At 38.8% G+C, this 21801-nt stretch carries 17 protein-coding genes and 2 pseudogenes; 9 read left to right on the top strand and 10 right to left on the bottom strand.

The annotated features are described in order from the left end of the window. Position 1 precedes the first annotated feature (1 nt). A complete protein-coding gene (locus tag IW16_RS14170) occupies positions 2-2191 on the bottom strand; it encodes an ATP-binding protein (protein WP_034745427.1) in 2190 nt (729 codons plus the stop codon). 380 nt (positions 2192-2571) lie between these two features. Here IW16_RS14170 and IW16_RS14165 point away from each other — a divergent pair. The 6 genes and pseudogenes from IW16_RS14165 (at position 2572) to IW16_RS14140 (ending at position 9627) form a co-directional block, all read left to right on the top strand. Beyond that, a pseudogene (locus tag IW16_RS14165) lies at positions 2572-3618 on the top strand (linear amide C-N hydrolase). Between the two features lie 31 nt (positions 3619-3649). Beyond that, positions 3650-4810 carry a porin gene (locus tag IW16_RS14160; protein ID WP_034745425.1) on the top strand — a complete coding sequence of 387 codons (1161 nt, stop codon included), beginning with the start codon at positions 3650-3652 and terminating at the stop codon, positions 4808-4810. A gap of 21 nt (positions 4811-4831) precedes the next feature. Next, on the top strand, positions 4832-6262 hold the full coding sequence (locus tag IW16_RS14155) for an anion permease (RefSeq protein WP_034745423.1): 1431 nt from the start codon (positions 4832-4834) through the stop codon (positions 6260-6262). Positions 6263-6280: 18 nt separating this feature from the next. Continuing rightward, positions 6281-6937 (top strand): succinate dehydrogenase cytochrome b subunit, encoded by a 657-nt coding sequence (locus tag IW16_RS14150; RefSeq protein WP_034745421.1) that lies wholly within the window; start codon positions 6281-6283, stop codon positions 6935-6937. Between the two features lie 11 nt (positions 6938-6948). Next, positions 6949-8865, top strand: a complete 1917-nt coding sequence (locus IW16_RS14145) for a fumarate reductase/succinate dehydrogenase flavoprotein subunit (RefSeq protein WP_034745419.1) — start codon at positions 6949-6951, stop codon at positions 8863-8865. Between the two features lie 12 nt (positions 8866-8877). Beyond that, positions 8878-9627 (top strand): succinate dehydrogenase/fumarate reductase iron-sulfur subunit, encoded by a 750-nt coding sequence (locus tag IW16_RS14140; RefSeq protein ID WP_034745417.1) that lies wholly within the window; start codon positions 8878-8880, stop codon positions 9625-9627. A 62-nt stretch (positions 9628-9689) separates the two neighbouring features. On the opposite strand, the gene IW16_RS14135 is transcribed toward IW16_RS14140, so the two are convergent. After that, positions 9690-10463 (bottom strand): cyclase family protein, encoded by a 774-nt coding sequence (locus tag IW16_RS14135; RefSeq protein ID WP_034745415.1) that lies wholly within the window; start codon positions 10461-10463, stop codon positions 9690-9692. Between the two features lie 94 nt (positions 10464-10557). Beyond that, positions 10558-11571 carry a nucleoid-associated protein gene (locus IW16_RS14130; RefSeq protein ID WP_034746255.1) on the bottom strand — a complete coding sequence of 338 codons (1014 nt, stop codon included), beginning with the start codon at positions 11569-11571 and terminating at the stop codon, positions 10558-10560. Between the two features lie 414 nt (positions 11572-11985). Between IW16_RS14130 and IW16_RS14125 the strand changes: the two genes are divergently transcribed. The 3 genes from IW16_RS14125 to IW16_RS14120 all read left to right on the top strand — a co-directional run bounded on the left by IW16_RS14125 (position 11986) and on the right by IW16_RS14120 (position 12999). After that, positions 11986-12342 (top strand): DUF7674 family protein, encoded by a 357-nt coding sequence (locus tag IW16_RS14125; protein WP_034745413.1) that lies wholly within the window; start codon positions 11986-11988, stop codon positions 12340-12342. Between the two features lie 81 nt (positions 12343-12423). Beyond that, on the top strand, positions 12424-12555 hold the full coding sequence (locus tag IW16_RS27085; protein ID WP_262484383.1) for a hypothetical protein: 132 nt from the start codon (positions 12424-12426) through the stop codon (positions 12553-12555). A 48-nt stretch (positions 12556-12603) separates the two neighbouring features. Continuing rightward, on the top strand, positions 12604-12999 hold the full coding sequence (locus tag IW16_RS14120; RefSeq protein ID WP_034745411.1) for a DUF7674 family protein: 396 nt from the start codon (positions 12604-12606) through the stop codon (positions 12997-12999). A 465-nt stretch (positions 13000-13464) separates the two neighbouring features. Here IW16_RS14120 and IW16_RS14115 read toward each other — a convergent pair whose 3' ends face one another. From IW16_RS14115 to IW16_RS26645, 7 genes and pseudogenes are all read right to left on the bottom strand, one after another. Next, positions 13465-13983 carry a thioredoxin family protein gene (locus tag IW16_RS14115; protein WP_034745409.1) on the bottom strand — a complete coding sequence of 173 codons (519 nt, stop codon included), beginning with the start codon at positions 13981-13983 and terminating at the stop codon, positions 13465-13467. 191 nt (positions 13984-14174) lie between these two features. After that, positions 14175-14507, bottom strand: a complete 333-nt coding sequence (locus IW16_RS14110; RefSeq protein ID WP_131327896.1) for a hypothetical protein — start codon at positions 14505-14507, stop codon at positions 14175-14177. 179 nt (positions 14508-14686) lie between these two features. After that, positions 14687-15799, bottom strand: coding sequence for a heparan-alpha-glucosaminide N-acetyltransferase domain-containing protein (locus IW16_RS14105; RefSeq protein WP_034745407.1), 1113 nt, complete (start codon positions 15797-15799; stop codon positions 14687-14689). A gap of 413 nt (positions 15800-16212) precedes the next feature. Beyond that, positions 16213-17949 carry an RDD family protein gene (locus IW16_RS25725; RefSeq protein ID WP_051890275.1) on the bottom strand — a complete coding sequence of 579 codons (1737 nt, stop codon included), beginning with the start codon at positions 17947-17949 and terminating at the stop codon, positions 16213-16215. Between the two features lie 124 nt (positions 17950-18073). After that, positions 18074-19978, bottom strand: a complete 1905-nt coding sequence (dnaK, locus tag IW16_RS14095; protein WP_034745405.1) for a molecular chaperone DnaK — start codon at positions 19976-19978, stop codon at positions 18074-18076. Positions 19979-20336: 358 nt separating this feature from the next. After that, complete coding sequence (locus tag IW16_RS14090; protein ID WP_051890272.1) at positions 20337-21356, bottom strand: DUF2931 family protein; 1020 nt, start codon at positions 21354-21356, stop codon at positions 20337-20339. A 101-nt stretch (positions 21357-21457) separates the two neighbouring features. After that, positions 21458-21801: pseudogene (locus IW16_RS26645) on the bottom strand (DUF2931 family protein); the annotation flags it as partial.

Genomic DNA, 21801 nt, shown 5'->3' with positions numbered 1-21801 from the left:
TTTACGGTTTTTTGAACGTTAAAATGAAACAAGTCCCGTCTTTATTGCTCTCATAATCCACATTTCCACCTATTCTCTGCATTATTCTGTGGACAATGGACAGACCAACTCCGTTTCCTTTAAACTTTTTGGCATTATCCATCCTGTTAAAGATCTTGAACATTTTATGCTTTTCCTCCTGAGGAATTCCTATTCCGTTATCAGAGATCCTGTATACCACACTCTCTTCTCTTTCTGTTCCCCAGATTTCCACTTTCGGCTCATCCTGATGGGAAGAGTATTTCACCGCATTATTGATGATATTCAAGAAAACCTGGTGAAGCATCGTTTTATCGGCCATAACATCAGGGCAGTCTTTAATAATAATTTCGCTTTTAGGGCTGTCGAAAGTGATCTTTGAATTCTCCGAAATCTTCCGGATTGTATTGAAAGGCTGCTGCCGTTCCAGCTCTATTTCGCTATGCTTGGCACGGCTGAGCTGCAGTACATCATGCATCATTTCTGCCATACTGTCGATCTCCTCCACAATGGAAGTCAGCTTATTTTTATTTTTTTCTGTTTTTTCAAAATTAGAAAGCAGCATCTGCGCGTTCAGCTTCATTACGGTAAGAGGTGTCCCCAAATCGTGTGAAATGGTATAGGAAAAACTGTCCAGTTCCTCATTGACCTGTCTCAGTTCGTCGTTCAGTGCTTTGATTGCGTTGTACTGCTTGTGAGAAGTCTCAAGAATAACATCCCGTACTGCCTGTACCGAACTGATATCTCTGGAATTCCATCTTTTTGAATTTCCTTTAATATTTTCTGTAAACACATGAAATGACGTCCTTGGTGAAATCGCCTGTTTTTCTTGTCCATTCTGAACGAAAACCCCAATTTTCCTTTCCGGATTTCCAGCCCAGTTAATATGCTCATCAAACTCTTTTCGAAACCAGATCAGCATTTCTTTTTTACTTCTCTCGATAAAATAAATAATTATTCCGGCTGCATTTTCATCCAGCCCCAGCTCCTTTCCGTAGTCTTTCAGGAAAGTTCTGCTTACATAGATGCTTTCTTCCGTATTTTCAAGAGCCCAATGAGCAATTCTATCGATTACGGTCCGCTCAGGAACGATTCCCACCGTGACGGTATGGCCTTCTGAAATAATAACAAGACCATCTGCTTCCGGCAGTTTTCTGATCTTTCCCTTGTTGTCCGCCAGAGAGTCAAACAGATTATTATGCTTTAAAAACTCCGATTTCAGCTGTGCCGATTTTTCGTTCAGCTCCAGACGGTAATTCAGTTCATTTTTAGATTTAAATGAAGAATAGGCATTAGAAGCCAAAGCCGTAAAGATTCCTGCCTGTACCCTGTCTTCGAGATCAATATGTTTAGCTTCCGAGTTTTGACAGGTAACCAATCCCCACAAATGATCATCAATAATTATGGATACACTGAAGCTTGAAGAAGCTCCTGAGTTTTTGATATACTGCCCATGAACAGGTGACATTCCTCTTGAAGCCACAAAAGTGAGATCAATATTCTCATCGGTTCTGCTTATAATCGGAATGGTGTCTGCATGTACATCACTGAATATTCTTTTCCTTTTTTTCAGATAAAGCACTCTTGCCTGTCTCGGAATATCAGATTCGGGATAATGAAGGCCAAGATAGCTTTCCATATTCTCATCTCTTCTTTCCGCAATCACCTTTCCTGAGCCGTCCATCATAAACTTATAGACCATCATCCGGTCATAATTCACGATTTTGGCAAGGGTACTCAACAGCTGCTCCCAAAGCTCTTTCTCATTATCGATGACATAAAAATTGTCATATTTATTAGAAATCCGTTTGTTTGGGTTTTCCAGCACCGCTTCAAATTCCAGAAAAATATGTTTTCCGCTTCTGAAAACAGAAAAATGATATTCTTTTCCGTTGATAAATACTTTATCGAAATGGGTTTCGTTTTCTCTTTTCGTAAAATCCCGCAGAGATGTATAGAGATCAGAATCTATCACGGACTGAAAAATTTCAGGAAAGTCCACAAGGTTTCTGTCAAAAAGCTCCTCCGCATTTTCGATCCTAAATATATCCGCAATATTCCTGCTGAAAAAGGTAATGGAGTGCGATTCTGCGTCAATGCCAATCAGATATCCAAAACTTTGTATATACCCAGGAATGTGGATGGGCTCTTCATGACACTCTACAAAATTCATATTTTTCTTTGATCAATCAAATATAACGATTTTTTTAACGACATATTACTTTGTGGTAGCAAATACTCAAAGTCCTTAAAACCCTGTCACATGAGAGGCTCAAGCAATACAACACCCTGAATCTGAAAGTAAAAGGCTTTGCTTTTTCCGTATAAATAAAGGCTTTTCTCAAATAATATACTAAAAATTTAACGGCGGGTCAAGTTTAATTTTCCGATCATGATTCATTACATAAATTTCACATTAACTCCTAAAATAATTATGTTAATTAAACAAAATTTATTAAATTTATATCACCAAATAATGAATACAATTAAAAATATCTGAATTTTTTGCATTATTTTCAATAAAATCTTCATTCAAATTCAAATAATACGACTATGAAAAAGTTCCCTTTAATTATTCTCACATTCATTCTTACTTTAGGAAGTGGAAGCGTATACGAAGCCTGTACAAGGGTCGTCTACAAAGGTACCGATAATACCGTGCTTACCGCACGTTCTATGGATTGGAAGGATGAAATCCCTGCTAATCTATGGGTATTTCCCAGAGAGATTCAGCGTAATGGCCAGGTTGGGCCAGAGTCTGTCAAATGGACTTCCAAATATGGAAGTATCATCAGCTCCTCATGGGATATCACTTCTTCTGACGGAATGAATGAGAAAGGCCTTGTAGCGAATATGCTTTGGCTCGGTGAATCCAAATATCCTGTATTTAATCCTAAAGGAAGACAGAAAGGACTGGCCATATCTCTCTGGGCCCAGTATTTTCTGGATAACTTTGCAACGGTAAAGGAAGCGGCAGATCACATGAAAAAAGATCCTTTCGTTGTGGTAAGTGACAATATTCCGGGAACTGAAAAATTCACTACCGTCCATCTTTCTCTTTCTGATGCCTCCGGTGACAATGCTGTCTTTGAATATATTGATGGCAAACTGGTCATTCATCACGATCCCAAATATACAGTAATGACCAACTCTCCTGTTTTCGATGAGCAGCTGGCTTTAAATAATTACTGGCAGGGAATTCCGGGAACCATTATGCTTCCGGGAACCAACCGTGCCGCAGACCGCTTTGTGAGAGCTTCTTATTATATTAATGCGATTCCAAAGACCAGTGATACCCGTACTGCGGTGGCAAGTGTATTCAGTGTGATCAGAAACTGCTCTGTTCCTTACGGAATATCTTCAGATACAGAGCCCAATATTTCGTCCACAAGATAGCGTTCTGTTTCTGATCAGAAAAATCTGGTGTATTACTTCGAAACTGTTTTTACCCCTAATACCTTTTGGGTCAATCTTAAAGATTTTGACCTGAATCCAAAAGCTAAAGTAATGAAGCTGGATCTGAGTAATTATCAGACATACAACGGAAAAGCCAATAAAGATTTTAAAGAATCAGCAGCGTTTACATTTTTGGGCCTTTAAATAATACATTCATTAAATAAACACAAATACTATGACCTTTTTTTCATCCAAAAAGAGAAGCCTCATCTTTTGTGCTTTGCTGGCCGGTTTTGCCGCCAGTGCGCAGATTCAGGACTCACTTCGCCCCAATAAACCGGAGGAAGACCCTGTGAAATATCCGGTGCTTCAGATCAAAGGCCTTTTTCAGGCACGTTACCTCGTTGGCATGAACAAAGATGTTGATGTCAACGGGCTGCATCATGCGGACGGATCAGGAACCAGCAATAATTTCATGCTCAAGTACATGAGAATTCAGGTACGGGCACAGATCAGCAAAAGAACAGAAGTTGTGGCACTCGCCAATCTCGCCGACTTTAAAAACGACCCCAAAAGCAGGGTCCTTGAAAATGCTTATCTGAAGTATACATTCAACCCCAAGCTTGCCTTTACCGTTGGACAGTTCAGACCCTGGTTCGGTATTGAAGAGACCTATCCTATCGACATCATCAAGTCTCTGGACTGGTCCAATCAATATACGGAATTTGGAAAGCTGGGCTGGACGAGTTTCCAGATCGGGCTTTCCGCAACAGGACAGCTTCAGTTGGGTCAGATTCCTTTCCAGTACGCTGTTTCTGTCGTTAATGGAAACGGGAAAAATCAAATTAATGATAACGACAACGGGAAACAATATTCTACGAGAATGGTTTTCGGTCTGTCAAAAAAGTATAATTTCAATGTTGGCCTGAATGGAGGAATCGGAGAAGTTTTAAGTAAAAAAGTATATGCCGTAGGCATTGACCTCAGCTCACTGATCCAGTTTGACCCCAAATGGAGCCTTGATATGCAGCTGGAAGCCAAACAGGCCACCAATCATGTATTGTACAACACGATGGATCCTGAGCTGAGACCGGACAATCCGGATCAATATCTGATCCGCGGAGCTTATTTCCTTCCGAATGTACGATATGAGATCAACCATAAAAACCTCAGTGCCTTTGAACTGTCATGCCGTTATGAATATCTTGATACCAATTTCAGGATGAATTCTAATCCGAGACAAACCATTACGCCCATGTTCGGGCTGGAGTTCCTGAAAAATTACGGAGCAAGGATACAGCTGGGTGTACAGTTTGACCGTTACAAACATCAGGTAGACAACACATCACAATACAATAATAATCTATTCATCGTTCAGGTACAAAGTAGATTTTAACCGCTTAAATATTTATAGATCATGAAAGAAATTAATATCAGAAATATCGCGATAACGTTTGGCGTTGCGCTGATTATATGGTTTATTCCTGCTCCTGAAGGTGTTGCAGGAAATGCCTGGCATTTGTTTGCTATTTTTGCGGCAACCATTCTGGGAATCATTCTCAAAGCTGCTCCTATGGGCACTATGTGTATGATGGCGATTGCCTTTACTGCCCTTACGCAGGTAGCTGCTCCGGGAGATGCCGGAAAATCAATTACAAAAGCACTTTCCGGATTCGGAGATAAGGTGATCTGGCTGATCGGGATTTCATTCTTTATTGCCAGAGGATTTATCAAAACAGGATTAGGAAACAGGATTGCCTTTTTATTCATCAGAATCTTCGGCAAAAGTTCATTGGGACTTGCCTACGGACTTGGGCTGGCGGATGTCTGTCTGGCTCCGGCGATTCCAAGCAACACCGCAAGAGGCGGCGGAATCATCTACCCGATCATGAAATCTATGGCCATAAGTTTTGATTCTGTTCCTGAAAAACCGGAAACCCACCGAAAACTGGGATCTTTCCTTACCCTGAACAGTTATTATATGAACCTCATCGCTTCTTCTATGTTTCTTACCGGAACAGCGAGTAATCCGATGTGTCAGAAATTTGCAGCAAATCTGGGAATCAATATCACGTGGATGTCATGGGCTGCAGCCGGTTTTGTTCCGGGATTGGTAGCATTCTTTGTAGTACCGTTGGTTTTATACAAATTATACCCGCCTGAATTGAAAAAAACAGGAGATGCTCCCAAAATGGCAGCTCAGAAATTAAAAGAAATGGGACCTATTTCCCGAAATGAGTGGCTGATGCTTTTGGCTTTCTTTATTCTTCTGGCTCTTTGGATATTTGGAGGCGCGCTATCTATTGATGCCACTACAACCGCTTTCATTGGACTTACCATGTTACTTCTTACATCAGTACTGACCTGGGAAGACATCAAAGGGGAAAAAGGAGCCTGGGATACGATCGTATGGTTTGCCGTTCTCGTAATGATGGCCAGTTCTTTGAACGAACTTGGATTCATCGGCTGGTTCAGTGATCTGATTAAAGTAAAAATTGGAGGATTAAGCTGGCAGGTTGCCTTTCCGGTCATTATTGTGGTTTATTTTTTCAGTCATTATATTTTCGCAAGTGCCACAGCCCATGTAGCGGCCATGTATGCTGCTTTACTGGGTGTAGGTGTATCTTTGGGAATTCCACCGATGTTACTGGCGATGATGCTTGGTTTCTTAGGTTCAATTTACGGGGTGCTTACCCATTACGGGCATGGTCCTGCTCCGGTATTCTACGGAAGCGGCTATGTCGAACTGAAAGCCTGGTGGCTTCGGGGTCTTGAAATCGGAATTGTGTTACTGATCATCTACATGGTAGTCGGAGGACTATGGATGAAAGTTTTAGGATATTATTAATCATTAAATAAAAAAAATATGCTGTCAACCTTGTCAAGAAAAATGCTGATGTGTCTTACGGGGCTCTTCCTGAGCTTCTTCCTGCTGATCCATTTCTTGGGAAACCTCCAGCTGTTTCTACCCCCTGAACAGGCACATCTGCAGTTTAATGCGTATTCGCATTTTCTATCCGGAAATATACTGATCAAAATGGTTTCGTATGTGCTGTACGCAAGTATTATCCTGCATGCCCTGGACGGGCTGGTTATTACTTTGAAAAATAAAAAGTCAGGAGGTAAGTATCAGTCGGAAGGACGCGGAAGAGCGAGTAAATGGGAGTCCCGTAACATGGGAATCCTGGGAACGCTGATCCTGATCTTTCTGGTGATTCACTTTCAGAATTTCTGGTATGTATACAAATTTGGAAGCCCTCCATTGGATGCTCATGGAAATAAGGATTTGTACATTCTTGTAGTAACCGTTTTTAAAGAATGGTGGTACGTGATTATTTATGTGCTTTCAATGGTCGCTTTATGCTATCATCTTATCCACGGGATTCACAGTGCAGCCAGAACGTTGGGGTTATATCATCCTAAGTTTGTGAAATGGTTCAAAACTGCCGGAATTGTCTATTCAGTAATTATCAGTGTAGGATTTGCCCTGATGCCGGTTTACATATTCTTTACTGCCAATTAAACAGAAAAGTCATGATCTTAAATTCAAAAATACCACAGGGTCCTCTAGAACAGAAATGGGACTATTACAAAAAGAAAGCTAAGCTCGTTAATCCTGCCAACCGTAAAAAGCTTGATGTCATTGTCGTAGGAACCGGACTGGCAGGAAGCTCTATTGCAGCTTCGCTGGGCGAAATGGGTTACAACGTCAAATCATTCTGCTTTCAGGACAGCCCAAGGAGAGCGCATTCTGTAGCAGCACAGGGAGGCGTGAATGCCGCTAAAAATTATAAAAATGACGGTGACAGCGTTTACAGAATGTTTGTAGATACGTTGAAAGGTGGAGATTTCAGAGCACGCGAGGCCAATGTTTACCGTATGGCAGAATGCTCTTTAAATCTCATCGACCAGGCCGTCGCACAAGGGGTTCCTTTCGGACGTGAATATGGAGGCTACCTCAACAACCGGTCATTCGGAGGAGTTCAGGTGAGCCGGACATTTTATGCAAGAGGACAAACCGGACAGCAACTGCTTTTAGGTGCTTATCAGGCACTCATGAGACAGGTTGGAAAAGGTACCGTGCAACTTTATTCAAGACATGAAATGCTTGACCTGGTGATGATCGACGGTAAAGCAAGAGGGATTATCGTTCGAAATTTAGATACCGGAGAAATTGAAAGACATGCGGCACATGCTGTTGTTTTGGCAACCGGAGGCTACGGAAAGATCTATTATCTCTCTACTTTAGCAATGGGATGCAATGGGTCTGCTATCTGGAGAGCCCACAAAAAAGGGGCTTTAATGGCTTCCCCAAGCTGGATTCAGGTACATCCCACTTCATTACCACAGTCGGGGGATTATCAGTCTAAACTAACTTTGATGTCTGAATCATTACGTAATGACGGAAGAATCTGGGTTCCTTCTAAAACTGATGACACCAGACTACCCAATGATATTCCGGAAGATGAAAGAGACTATTACCTGGAACGCAGATATCCTGCTTTTGGAAATCTGGCACCAAGAGATATTTCATCCCGTGGAGCCAAAGAAAGAATTGATGCGGGCTATGGGATAGGTCCTCTGAAGAATGCCGTCTATCTTGATTTCTCCAAAGCCATCAGAGAACAGGGCAAAGAAAAGATACAGGAGAAATATGGAAATTTATTCGACATGTATCTTAAAATCACAGGATACAATGCTTATAATGAACCGATGATGATCTCTCCTTCTGCACATTTTTCGATGGGCGGACTTTGGGTAGATTATGAGCTGATGACTACTGTTCCGGGGTTGTTTGCACTGGGAGAAGCTAATTTTGCCGATCACGGAGCCAACCGACTTGGCGCCAATTCGCTTCTGCAGGCTTCTGTAGACGGCTATTTTATCGCACCTTATACGATCGCCAATTATTTGGCGGATGAGATACACACGGGAAAAATTTCTCCGGACGCACCGGAATTTGCGACCGCCGAACAAGCCGTAAAAGAGCAGATCAAAAGTTTTATGAATATTAAAGGAAGCAAAACCGTTGATTATTTCCATAAAACCTTAGGGAAACTCTTATACGATTACTGTGGACTGGCCAGAAACGAAGAAGGTCTGAAATATGCCATTGAAGAAATCAGAAAATTAAAACAGGAATTTTACAGAGACGTACGCGTTTCCGGACAGGGAAACCAAATGAATACCGAGCTGGAAAAAGCAGGGCGGGTTGCCGATTATTTTGAGATCGGAGAACTGATGTGCTATGACGCCTTAACGCGAAACGAATCCTGCGGTGCCCACTTCAGAGAAGAATTCCAAACCCCGGACGGAGAAGCACTCAGGAATGATGCCGAGTATCAATTCATCTCCGCATGGGCGTGGACAGGTGAAAACAACGAGCCTGAACTGATCAGAGAACCCCTGATATTCGAAGAAATACAGCCGACCGTAAGAAGCTACAAATAAAAAACAGAAATTATGGATTTACATCTTAAGATATGGAGACAGAAAGACAGAAAAAGCGAAGGGAAACTGGTCAGCTATGACCTGGAAGACCTTAATCCGCACATGTCTTTCCTGGAAATGCTGGATACTCTCAATGAAAAACTCATTACTGAAGGCGACGAACCTGTAGAATTTGATCATGACTGCCGCGAAGGAATCTGTGGACAGTGTGGTATGATGATCAACGGAATTGCTCACGGACCTCTAAAAAACACGACGACCTGCCAGCTTCATTTGCGGTCTTTCAAAAATGGAGAAACGATCTTAATAGAGCCTTTCCGCGCAGAAGCTTTTCCTGTCAAAAAAGACCTTAAAGTAGACCGTTCTGCTTTTGACAGAATTATTTCTTCGGGTGGATTTGTATCGGTGAATACGGGTCAGGCTCCTGATGCCACAGCAATTGCCGTTACCCATCAAACCGCTGAAGAAGCTTTTGATTCTGCGGCGTGTATCGGATGTGGGGCTTGTGTAGCGACCTGCAAAAACGGAAGTGCAGCATTGTTCACTTCTGCGAAAATCACGCATATGGTCCTTCTCCCTCAGGGTAAAGAGGAAAGAAGCGGCCGTGTACTGAATATGGTCGCACAAATGGATCATGAGCTTTTCGGACACTGCTCCAATACGGAAGCCTGCGAAGTAGAATGTCCGCAGGGTATTTCTGTTCTGAATATTGCAAGAATGAATTATGAGTACGGAAGAGCACTTTTCTTTAGAAAAAAGTAAACCGATCTGAAAAGACAGAGAATACATAAAAAAGCGAATTTTTAAATTCGCTTTTTTTATTTTTAAGGATTGATAATGGCCACCACTCTGGCTGGAGCTGCAGAACCTCCCACAATTTTCAGTGGAAATACACTGACTTTAAATCCAGATGGCGGAAGTGCTGACAAGTTAGTCAGCTGTTCCATATGCAGATATTCTTTTTCTATTCCGACACGGTGCCCTTCCCAGAAATATTCCGGGTCGTTGAGCTCTTTTGCTCTTTTTGCCATATATTTTAACGGGAGATCCCATCCCCACTGATCAATTCCCATTACTTTGACGCCCTGCCCGATCAGCCATTCTGTGGCTTCTTTGCTCATTCCGGTTCCTCTTTCTACAAATTCAGGAGTTCCCATCATTTTATCACGGTCAGTTCTGATCAGGACAATATTTCCTTCCTGAATGGTAATTCCGTTTTTATCGAGATCTTTTTTCAGATCCTCCACGGTGATGGCTACAAAATCTTCTTTGTGGGTGCAGTCGATCACAATACCGTCACCATAACACCATTCTAAAGGAATTTGATCAATGGTCTTAGCGGGCTTTCCTTCAACCACGGGACCATAATGCCATGGAGCATCAATGTGGGTCGTGGCGTGAAGTCCCATATTTTTGATAGAATCATCGGCCCATCCAACCCAGTTTTTTGGGAAAAGCCGGAATGGAAGATTTAGTGCCAGCCTGATTAGCCAGTGGGATTTTTTATGGGATTTATGCTTGATCTTGACCCTCATATACCAGGGATCTCCGGCATTGTACTGAATTGGTTTGGAGAGATCTATAATCGTTGTTTTCATAAAACAAAGGAAGGAAAAAGGGGCGAAATACCCAATACGAAAAGAGGACCAATTTAAAAATCAGCCCTCTTTGATACCTTATATTTTTGTCTTATTAAACTTCTTTTTCAAAATAAAGTCTGTAGTATTTTCCTTTATCATCCTCTCCCATTTCCAGTTTCTGTCTGTCACCATGGATGTAGATATGGAAATTTTTGTCCAGTTTGATAATACTTTTGAAGTGACGCTGGGTTTTCTTTACAGCGGCTTCACTAATCGGAAATTCTTCTGCAATATTCACCTGCATATCCTGCTCGTAGTCGGTCTTGAAATTAACGAAACTTTCTATGACGTGTTCATCTCCCAATACTTCGGTCGCAAATTCATCCAGTTTAAATTCTTCTTTTTCTTTAAAGAAATTGATGGATTTGTTTAAGAAATCTGCCTGGTCTGCTTTTGAAACTTCAAACTCCTGCGGAAGTTGTTTTGTGATATAATCTTTGTATACCATCAAAGCTTCCTGGGTGTGAAAATATTCATCATCACGTTGTTTTACTTTCAGAAAATCTTCGAACCAGTAGTACATATCTCCGTTTTTGTTGTTGTCCACTACAGAAAGTACATACCCTGTTTCTTTGTTATTGTTATAGATCAAAGCTGCCTTGTCAATTTTAGATAAACCTATTCCCTGATCTTTTTCAATATCAAAGGTTTCTTCGTTAGGCGAAATTTTAAGGAAAGATTCTCTCTTTTCAGTTTTAAAGATTCCGATCTTATCCACTTTATCCGGACGGTCGCTTTCCTCTTCAAAAAGGACAATAAACAATTCTCCACCCTGAACTCTTGGATTTTCCGCAGCCTCAAAAAGGTGCTTGGCAATATTTTCAGATTCCCAAAGGAACTTGGCTTTGTCTTCAAAGATTTCGGATACGGAACTGTATACCGGATTATTGACCAAATACGTGTCACTGTAAAAATTGAAGGTCTCTTCTGATTTAAAAGAACCTAAAAAGTAATCTTCAAGCAATTCTGCCATTCCTTCTTCCAGCTTCAGCTCTTCCTGAGACAGCGTTAAAGATTCTCCGTTGATTTTATTTCCTACTCTGTGTACTATAATTTTTGAAAACATGTCCTGAATAATTTGGAGTGCAAAGATATTCATTCTATCCTTTCCATCATACAAATAAATAAACGGCTTAATTTTCCGGAGAAACAGGGCTTCTTCATTTCGTTTTGATAAATACCTTATCATTTTGACAGGGTTTTTATGTTTCCATTCAATTCAAAAATACACATAAACAACACAATATCAACAAATTAAAATCAAACCCTAGTGAAAGGAACACCATTGGCTTCATGATCTTCAAAACATACAATATGGACTTGAAGACTTTAAACCGCATTGACAAGTTAAGACGATTAAAAAGCAGAGGACCGAAGACCCCAAAGTGGCTGAAACCCTACCATCTGCTGCTCATGGCTTTTATGATGGTTTTCGTCTTTGGAGCTATTATTAAACTTTTAGAACAAAATCATTAATCATATGAACTATTCAGAAGCCGTCCAGGAAATTACAGAAGTGATTCCTGACTTTGAAAACGAACTTACGAAAACAACACCACAGAATTCGTACAGCGTGATCCGCACCTTTACCAACCGTATCAAAAGTATGGTCCGACAGAATGACAGGAATATTTTATTTAAAAGTCTTCAAAAGATGGACAAAATTTACATCAATGGAGACACTTCTTTAAAAAATGCTATTGAAGGCGTTTTTATTTATTCTTTGGACAACTTTACCGCTTTCTGCAGCGGAGAATACAGAAAAGCTATCTTTAGTCATATGTCAAAAGAGCTGCAACAGACGTATTCGAAACAGATTTATAATCATGGTATTTAAATGTTTCATTACATTATTCATATGTTTCATTACAAAAGCACATTTTATTACAAAATAGAAACCATTCAAATTCAATAGGTTATGAAAACAAAAATCAGGAGAATATCCGACTGGAAAACGCTGAAAACCACGACTAAAAGGCACAATACGGAGGTATTGCTTACTCACATTGCGGTGATCATAGGTGTTTTTATTTTTGCTGCCATGCTGTAAATTTTGGTACACATTTCGCTGCAATATAAATACTGAAAAATATTAGTTATGATGAAAGTACAAATGCAAGCTATTAATAAAAAAATAGCCGTTGAATACTTAAAATTTTTCTATCCACCACTCCGAAAGGAAATCACACAGCTATCTGTGCAGGAAAACTTTGCCGGCGCTATCCAGGCAACTATTAACTATTTAAAGGATATGCTGCAGGAATCCAAGATTTATATCATAGCCCATCATATTAAGCTGATGGACTGGATCTACAGAAACGGTGATTCTTATGTGAGAACAGTGATTGAAAATCTGTTTGTAAGATCCCTGGAAAGTTTTAAAAAGCATACCAAAATCCAACACTGGAGTGTTCTGTATCAGAATATGCCTGTCAGCTTTCAGGCCATTTACAATGAACAGCAGAAACAGGATCAGATTTTTTTCGGTAAGTAAGAAATAATTTAATTTGTAAATAGACTCCTCGGGCATTTTCTGTCCGGGGAGTTTTTTGTTTTTGCAATGAAAAACTACAGGATAATTTAGGAACCTGTTTAAGTAATGAAAGGTTTATATGATCGAGCAACTTACCGGATGTACTGAACATTGATTTTGGCTCTTCAGCAGATTTATTATGCTTTGCAGATATTTTATTAAATTATATTTCACAACTTGGTGTAAAATATATACTTTTGCAAAACTATTTGATGAAGCACGCTAAGTATTGATTATTACTTTTTTACAAGCCTTCATTTAATTGATAAAAAAGTTCCGCCAGATTAAAAAGTGGAGCTTATTACTGATTATAGCTGCAAAATATAAAGAATTTTCACGATGTGTAATCAGATCCTAGAAATATCCTTTCATACATTTATTTGATCTGAAAACAGCCTCCCCCGACAAATTGCCGGGGGAGTTTTTTTATTTATCTTTTTTCACAAAGACTTTCTGAATGGTCTGAAGTTCCTGCTTATTCATTTTTGAGCTTTTTTCCAGCTTGGCCATAAATGTGGCCACTTCATCAGGGGTTGCCGGAGATCCCAGATTATCACCTTTGCTATCGAAAGAATCGGCAAGCACCTCTCCCTTTGGATTAAGCACCAGCCAGAAAGGAAGGCCGGCATTTTCTCCTTTGTATTTATTCATCAGTTCCTGTCCGCCGGGATTTTCTAATTTTTTCTTTTCTCCTCTTTCCTGAACATCAATGTAAGTGGTTACAAATTTCTTATCGAAGATAGGTTTGGTTTCGGAAAGGTTCATATTTTTCTCCATCAGCTTGCACCAGCCGCACCATGAAGCATGGAATACAAGCAGGACATTTTTCTTCTGAGCTTTTGCTTCTGTGAGGGCTTTGTTCAGTTCTGTATCTGCCTTTTCCTGCGCTGCATTCAGCTGAAACAAGAACAGAGAGCCAACGAGGATTACTTTAAAAAATTTCATTTAAATTTTGTTTTGGATTTACTTATACGAATTTAGCTATTTTTCCTGTGATCTCTTTTAGTTATCCTGTAATGTCTTTCTTCATTAGAGTACATAAAAGATATCAATCTCATGTCATTAATACTCTGCATTTTTGTATAAAAAAACGACTCCTGTTGTTGAAGCCGTTTTCTTATATTTTTTCTGAAAAATTATTTTTTCAAATCTGCTTTTACATCTTTATAACCATCTGCCACTGCATCTGCACCTTTTACAGCAGTCTTTTTAACACTTTTAGCCCCTTTGGTTGCTGTTTTACCTACCCATTTTGTGCCTTTTTTAACCCCTTTTTTTGTAGCTTTTGCACCTTTTTGAGCTTTGTCTCCAACCCACTCTGCGCCATCTTTAACTCCTTTTTCTGTGGCTTTTGCCCCTTTTTCAATGGCAGTACCTACATTTTTTGCTTCCTGTTTTACCGTTTCCTGGGCATGAACAGCAGTTGCAAATAAACCGAACATTAATAGGGTCAATACATTCTTTTTCATATTGTCATTTTTTTTAAGTTAGTTTGATACGTATAACATAAAACAAGCCAAACGTTTATGACATGAAAATAATTTAATTCAATTGAAGAAAAAAACAATAACAGTCGTTTTCGGTTCCTGCTTTCTTTATCGCTGCAACAGGCAACCAGATTATTGCTATTACAATAGGTTCAAAATGATCACTTCAGGACAGTTTCCTCCACTGAAACAGGGTGTTCAAGAACAAGCACTGGTTTCTTCTTTTTTAAGCGATCCAATAAATTCTGAACAGCAAACGTTAGAATCATATAAAGAACAATAAGAAGCAGTACCGTTCCAATACCATACTGTCTGTATCCAAAGATTCCTTTCCCCCATGAAATCAAGATCCATTGGATCATATACATTGACGTTAGATTTCTACTGCAATATTTTAACAGGCTGGTGAATTTATTTTCTTTCATTTTTGAGGTTATTTTAAAAATAGCCCAAAGGAAAATCAGGGTCCATCCTGCAAAATAAATAACACCACCGGGTCCCATATGGTAAAAACCATTGTAATTATATTCACCGTACATAAAAACCAGAGGAGCTCCAAGTGCTACGAACACAAGTCCGATATACAGCATGTTTTTAAACAGTTCTCTGCTGTTATGGTTAAGCTCCAGATACCATTTGCCAAAAAACATTCCGATGATTATAAAGGACATCCATGGAAATACGGGGAAATAGATGTACGCAGGATAATCATTGCTAAAAAAGAGATCTGAAATATAATTAAGAACAGGATAATCAATGTTGATTCCGCTTACTTCTCTGGATACTAAAGCTATCAGCAACCCTATCGCCAGAATTCCATATTTATTTTTCACATATTCTCTGATGAATCCAACAAACAGCAATGAGATTCCTGCCAGCTGCAAAATATCACCCAGCTGTACGAGATAGACATATTGCTGTTCAATTGGTCCGTGCCACCCATACTTTTGAATAAAATTATCGGGAGCAAAACCAAAAATCGCAGGAATAATGAACTTCATGAAATTCATAAAAAAAGCAGCCAATATAAGCATGCCTCCTCTTTTGATTGCGCTTTTTAGACTTTGATGTCTGGAGGTCATCAATGTGATCCCCATACAGATCATAAAAATAGCCGTTCCTCTGCCCAAAAAGACAATAAAGCTCCCAATAACTGATTCTGACTGGGATTTTACATTCGCATTGATGAGTAAGGTGTGGATAATAATCATTCCGATTACACTCATTCCCTTAATTAAATCCAGTGTTGCAATTCTTTTAGTTTGCTGTTCCATAGTTTTTTTAAGTTTTTAATAATGCCTACAAATCGTATAGAGATTAATTGATTGAGATTAACCACTAACTGTTTTGTAGTGTTTAAATTTCATTGATTTATTATTAATGTTTAATTATTCTAAATAAAAACAAAAGTACAAATTAAAACCAAATAAAAATTTATGAATGAAATAAATGATATGATTATTTATTAATAATAATTTAAACATTACTCATTACATACTTTATAACCCCAAAATTTAACACTCAATTCAAAACAAAAGACCATTCGATTAAGATAGTGATCCCAATAAAAGAAACCGCAGTAAACAATGTTTACTACGGCTGTATAATGAATAAAGTGTAAGCTTACTTACAACTCTATTTTATTTATTTTTAAAAACAGCTCCACAGGCAAATTTCCTGAAGATGTTTAATTAAGCTGATAAATATTAAAATGAATATAAGGTTTTTGTTTTCTGTCTACCCTATATAGCTGGCGATGTTTTAATGAATCTTCTACCAGCAGTTCAACAGAAAAATTTTCGTCGGGCTTTAGATTTTCTGCTTTCAGGTAAATATTACCATCTTTCTTAGAGTTTTTAATGTCGACCGGAAAATGATCCGTCCATTTTACGTCGCCTTCAAGATTTTTTACTGAAAGTATTTTTCCACTTTTGCCGTTGTTCTGAAAAATAATTCCGATTGCACTTCTGCGGTATTCATCTTCTGACCAATAGTTGGGTTCAACAAGAACGGGCGAACTCAACGTGTAGATATTCTTGATTTCATATTTTTTGCCATTTTTAAAGAAATCCGCACCATTTCTACGGCTATCATCCATCTGGGTCAGGTATTTTGGAGCTGCATTTTGAAAATCCTGTTTATTCAGAATGTAGGTTTCAGCTGAATCTTTTTGCTGCCTGTAAAGTTCCTGAACGTCAAAATATCCAGTAGTAAATGTTTTGGGATGAATGATCTTCCGGCAAACCACTTCGTTGCCATTTACTTTTTCAACTTTTAAAATTACCACTTCATAATCCTGCGATCCCAGTTCACGTAGGGTAAAAGCCTGATCTGAGTTTATATTCTGAATACTGTGATCATTAAAACTGTAGATATAATCTTGCGTTAGCGTATATTCCTTTTGCTGCTCATATTTTCCAATCATCTCCTCTCCTAAATAATAAAATGTGATATAAGGAATAAAGATCAGCAATATAAACAGAAGATACCACGTTTTGAATCCCGTTCTCTTTTCTTTGACTACATGGGTATTAGATAACGAATCATGCCAACCCATTTTCCAGAAAAATGATACTGGATTTAAAGGAATGCTCCTGCATAATGTCCTTTGGAAAACATTTGATCCGGACGGATGCTTGGCAAGATAATTCACGACACGCGACTCTGTAAGAAATTTTGCTGGTGTGGAACCAAAAATGATTTCAAAGAAAGGATAATAGATCATTCGAACCACAAAAACGAACGCAAGCAATGCCAATTCATTCTTTAAAAACGCTTTTAAAAAATCATTTTTTGAAGAACTATCAGCGATCAGCAGCAGCAAAGGGAAAAATACCAAAAGCATGATTAAGGTATCAATTATAAAATGAAAAAAGCGCTGGCCTTTCGGAGTATCTTTAATCGTCGTACCCGATTCAGTAGTAATAATGTCCAAGACCTTAGCCTTTTTTATGGTCTTCAAAATATAAAAACTAAGACCAAAATATACTATTGAAAGGGCTGCATTGATAAAAATAAAATAATGCAATTTTCCTGCACCTTCAGTTTTTGCGACACCTTTTATGATGTAAATGATATAGCTTGGAAAGCTTACTAAATTTGAAATCAGGATAACAGAAAAGGCAAAAGCAATTAGCCTAGTATCTTTTCCTTTTTTGAGAAAGAAAATAATACTGCCCAAAAACAGCATAGCGAGAATAAAAAACTCCCAGGCATCAAACGCCGTTTTTGTTGTTCCCAACATCAGATACAGTGGTTTAAAGAGCCAAAATATATTTGATGATTCTGAAGGTTGCACCCCATATACTGTAGCATTTTTAATGAGCTGATAGGTCTTACCTATTGCAATCATTCCCAGTAATGAAAGTAATAATGAAGAAAAACCTATGATATAAGATTGTTTTTTAGAGTAAATAGGGTCCATATATGGTTATTATTTGTTTTCGCAAAAATAGAAAAAAATGTTAACTGTGTTTTTCCTTTTAAAATGCAACAAAAAATCCCCTCGCTCACGCGAGGGGATTCCTATTTTATCAGTCTGTGACTGCTTATTTTACTTCTTCGAAGTCTGCATCCTGTACATCATCTGCACCTCCTGCATTAGCTCCAGCGTTTTGAGCACCTGCTCCGGCGTCTCCACCCTGAGCCTGTTGTCCTGCTGCATACATTTCTTCTGAAGCGGCCATCCATGCTGCATCCAAAGCTTCTGTTTTAGCTTTTACTTCGTCAACATTTTTAGTTTCGAAAGCGGCTTTCAATTCTGTGTGAGCTGCTTCTACTGCTGCTTTTTTGTCAGCAGAAAGTTTATCACCGAATTCTTTTAACTGCTTTTCAGTCTGGAAGATCAATCCGTCAGCTTTGTTGAAGATTTCAACTTCTTCTTTTCTCTTAGCATCTGCTGCAGAGTTTTCCTGAGCTTCTTTCTTCATTCTTTCGATTTCTTCGTCAGAAAGACCTGAAGAAGCCTGAATTTTGATCGTCTGTTCTTTTCCTGTTCCTTTATCTTTAGCAGAAACGCTTAAGATACCGTTGGCATCAATATCGAAAGTTACTTCGATCTGAGGAACTCCTCTTGGTGCAGGTGGAATATCAGAAAGATCAAATCTTCCGATCTCTTTGTTATCGTTGAACATTGCTCTTTCTCCCTGTCCTACTCTGATGCTTACCGCTGGCTGATTGTCAGAAGCTGTAGAGAATACTTCAGATTTTTTAGTTGGGATCGTAGTGTTTGCATCAATTAATTTAGTGAATACAGACCCCATTGTTTCGATACCCAGAGAAAGCGGTGTAACGTCAAGAAGCAATACATCTGTAACGTCTCCTGTCAATACTCCTCCCTGAATAGCAGCTCCAACAGCCACTACCTCATCCGGGTTAACTCCTTTTGAAGGTTTTTTACCGAAGAATTTTTCTACCTCTTCCTGAATGATCGGGATTCTTGTAGAACCTCCTACCAATAGTACTTCATCGATATCAGAGGTTGATAAACCTGCATCTTTCAACGCTTTTGCTACCGGCTCCATAGATCTTCTTACAAGATCAGAAGCTAACTGCTCGAATTTAGCTTTAGTTAAAGTCTTCACTAAGTGTTTAGGACCTGTAGCTGTAGCTGTGATATATGGTAAGTTGATTTCTGTCTGTGCAGAAGAAGATAATTCGATTTTTGCTTTTTCAGCAGCTTCTTTTAATCTCTGAAGTGCAATTGCATCAGTTTTTAACTCTACTCCTTCTTCAGCTTTGAACTCGTCTGCCATCCAGTTGATGATTACATCATCAAAGTCATCACCTCCTAAGTGCGTATCACCGTTTGTAGACAATACTTCGAATACACCGTCACCTAAATCAAGGATCGAGATATCGAAAGTACCTCCTCCAAGGTCATATACAGCGATCTTCTGATCTTTGTGGCTTTTATCCAAACCGTAAGCTAATGCTGCAGCTGTAGGTTCGTTGATGATTCTTTCTACGATAAGACCTGCGATTTCTCCGGCTTCTTTAGTAGCCTGTCTCTGTGCATCGTTGAAATATGCAGGAACAGTGATTACTGCTCTGGTTACTTCCTGTCCAAGATAATCTTCAGCAGTTTTCTTCATTTTCTGAAGGGTCATTGCAGAAATTTCCTGTGGAGTATATTCTCTGTCGTCGATTTTTACTTTTACGGTATCATTTGGTCCTGCTACTACTTCATAAGGTACTCTTGAAATTTCTTTAGCATCTTCCTTAAAATGAGTACCGATAAATCTCTTGATAGAGTATACAGTTTTCTTTGGATTCGTTACAGCCTGTCTTTTTGCAGGATCCCCCACTTTTCTTTCACCATCTTCTGTAAATGCTACAATAGATGGAGTCGTTCTTTTACCTTCAGCGTTAGGGATAACAACAGGGTCTTTACCCTCCATTACAGCAACGCATGAGTTGGTTGTTCCTAAGTCAATTCCAATTATTTTACTCATAATATTTATATTTTTTCTAATTTTTATATTGTTAATTTACATTCTCAATTTCTCAATATCTGTACCATTCAAAAAAATATGACAAAATGACAGGATAAAAATAAAACCCCAGTATAATCGGGGGTTTTTATTGGATTAACGTGGAAATATTTTCACATAAAAGTTGTCTGCTTCTTTGTATTGATGAGTATACAGCCATACACTGCTTATTCTCCATGCTCATATTTTTAAACCCACTGATTCTGTACAGGTTGGTTTGGTAATGTCTACTATACTATAAAAGATGCATCCTCTTTTTTGAGAGTAAAACTGAATAACCATGTGAAAAACTGTCATAAGAATGTAGTCTGTTGAAAGCTTAATCTTTTGTACTCTTATAACTTTCTTTATAATTTCCCGACCATTGATAAATACGAATACTGTCCGTTTCTAATAGCTTACCATTCAGTAAAATTTCAACAGTTTGATTATCGGCAGCAATTTTCACCTGCATATCTATTGGGCTTCCTGCTTTTTTAAACGCTTCATTCGTTTTTTCCCAATCAAAAAATGCCCTGGCATTTCGCTGTTCCTGTTTTTCTTTACCCGTTTCCCAGGTAAAAACCATTTCCTGGGGAATCGCTCTTTCTTTGTAAGGCATATTTAAGACCCATGGTCTCAATGCACCTTCTTTTTCGCCATTGTAGGTATAATTAAGAATTTCAAACAACCTGAATTTAGGATTGACAGAACTGACTACCGGACGCCAATGGTAACGTTGTCTGTAATCATCCCATTGCTTAGGACTCGCATCGGGAATAAAATATTCCTGTTGAGATTCTTTATAACGTTCCGGGCTTATACGATATACCCTCATATATTTCTCTTTAGCTTTAGTAATTTCTGCAGGATCCGTAACCTGTTTTGCCTGATAACGACCAAGCTCAATGCGCGTATTTCCAAAATTAAGCCAGACCACAACCATGCCTTTTGGAGCAAAACCAAAAACCAGTGTAGAAAAGCTGTCATAAGCTTTTCCTCCTCCAGATTCGAAACCTCTACCTAATCTTCTATATTCCTTAGTTTCTCCTTGTTTATCTTCTTTCCTTGAATATGCCCGTTCCATATAATCACTTATGGTATCAACAGGGAAATCAATATCCAGATGATAATAAACATTTTCATAATCAGCATAATAAGTAATATCAGCACCAATAGGAGTTCCGTACTGCTCTGTCCATACTGATCCTGAATCCCCCCAACTTCCGGAAGAACTTCCATAAGGCAATCCTGCATGGGTTCCTTCTAATGTTTTTATCTTGTCAAATACAGGAGTGATCTGATATTTATTATCCGGATGAGATATTTCAACATGAAAAGCCATTTTTTTATCATTCATTTTTTGACATTGTGTTAAATGAATACAGAGTACGAAACATACAATACCACGTAACCCATACACGATACGGTTCACTGTCATACCTCTTCGATATGTATTTTTCACTTATAACTTTCTTTATAATTTCCCGACCATTGATAAATACGAATACTGTCCGTTTCTAATGGCTTACCATTCAGTAAAATTTCAACAGTTTGATTATCGGCAGCAATTTTTACCTGCATATCTATTGGGCTTCCTGCTTTTTTAAACGCTTCATTCGTTTTTTCCCAATCAAAAAATGCCCTGGCATTTCGCTGTTCCTGCTTTTCTTTACCTGTTTCCCAGGTAAAAACCATTTCCTGGGGAATCGCTCTTTCTTTGTAAGGCATATTTAAGACCCATGGTCTCAATGCACCTTCTTTTTCGCCATTGTAGGTATAATTAAGAATTTCAAACAACCTGA

It is taken from the genome of Chryseobacterium vrystaatense (genome assembly GCF_000737765.1).
GTDB classification, from domain to species: Bacteria; Bacteroidota; Bacteroidia; order Flavobacteriales; family Weeksellaceae; genus Chryseobacterium; species Chryseobacterium vrystaatense.
Note: the sequence above shows the minus strand (reverse complement) of the source record. Positions and strands in the feature narration are given on the sequence as shown.

Bases quoted from the DNA above. Each gene is read 5' to 3' on its own strand.
- IW16_RS14170 (WP_034745427.1), bottom strand. From the start codon at position 2,191: ATGAATTTTGTAGAGTGTCATGAAGAGCCCATCCACATTCCTGGGTAT.
- IW16_RS14160 (WP_034745425.1), top strand. From the start codon at position 3,650: ATGACCTTTTTTTCATCCAAAAAGAGAAGCCTCATCTTTTGTGCTTTG.
- IW16_RS14155 (WP_034745423.1), top strand. From the start codon at position 4,832: ATGAAAGAAATTAATATCAGAAATATCGCGATAACGTTTGGCGTTGCG.
- IW16_RS14150 (WP_034745421.1), top strand. From the start codon at position 6,281: ATGCTGTCAACCTTGTCAAGAAAAATGCTGATGTGTCTTACGGGGCTC.
- IW16_RS14145 (WP_034745419.1), top strand. From the start codon at position 6,949: ATGATCTTAAATTCAAAAATACCACAGGGTCCTCTAGAACAGAAATGG.
- IW16_RS14140 (WP_034745417.1), top strand. From the start codon at position 8,878: ATGGATTTACATCTTAAGATATGGAGACAGAAAGACAGAAAAAGCGAA.
- IW16_RS14135 (WP_034745415.1), bottom strand. From the start codon at position 10,463: ATGAAAACAACGATTATAGATCTCTCCAAACCAATTCAGTACAATGCC.
- IW16_RS14130 (WP_034746255.1), bottom strand. From the start codon at position 11,571: ATGTTTTCAAAAATTATAGTACACAGAGTAGGAAATAAAATCAACGGA.
- IW16_RS14125 (WP_034745413.1), top strand. From the start codon at position 11,986: ATGAACTATTCAGAAGCCGTCCAGGAAATTACAGAAGTGATTCCTGAC.
- IW16_RS27085 (WP_262484383.1), top strand. From the start codon at position 12,424: ATGAAAACAAAAATCAGGAGAATATCCGACTGGAAAACGCTGAAAACC.
- IW16_RS14120 (WP_034745411.1), top strand. From the start codon at position 12,604: ATGATGAAAGTACAAATGCAAGCTATTAATAAAAAAATAGCCGTTGAA.
- IW16_RS14115 (WP_034745409.1), bottom strand. From the start codon at position 13,983: ATGAAATTTTTTAAAGTAATCCTCGTTGGCTCTCTGTTCTTGTTTCAG.
- IW16_RS14110 (WP_131327896.1), bottom strand. From the start codon at position 14,507: ATGAAAAAGAATGTATTGACCCTATTAATGTTCGGTTTATTTGCAACT.
- IW16_RS14105 (WP_034745407.1), bottom strand. From the start codon at position 15,799: ATGGAACAGCAAACTAAAAGAATTGCAACACTGGATTTAATTAAGGGA.
- IW16_RS25725 (WP_051890275.1), bottom strand. From the start codon at position 17,949: ATGGACCCTATTTACTCTAAAAAACAATCTTATATCATAGGTTTTTCT.
- dnaK (WP_034745405.1), bottom strand. From the start codon at position 19,978: ATGAGTAAAATAATTGGAATTGACTTAGGAACAACCAACTCATGCGTT.
- IW16_RS14090 (WP_051890272.1), bottom strand. From the start codon at position 21,356: ATGAATGATAAAAAAATGGCTTTTCATGTTGAAATATCTCATCCGGAT.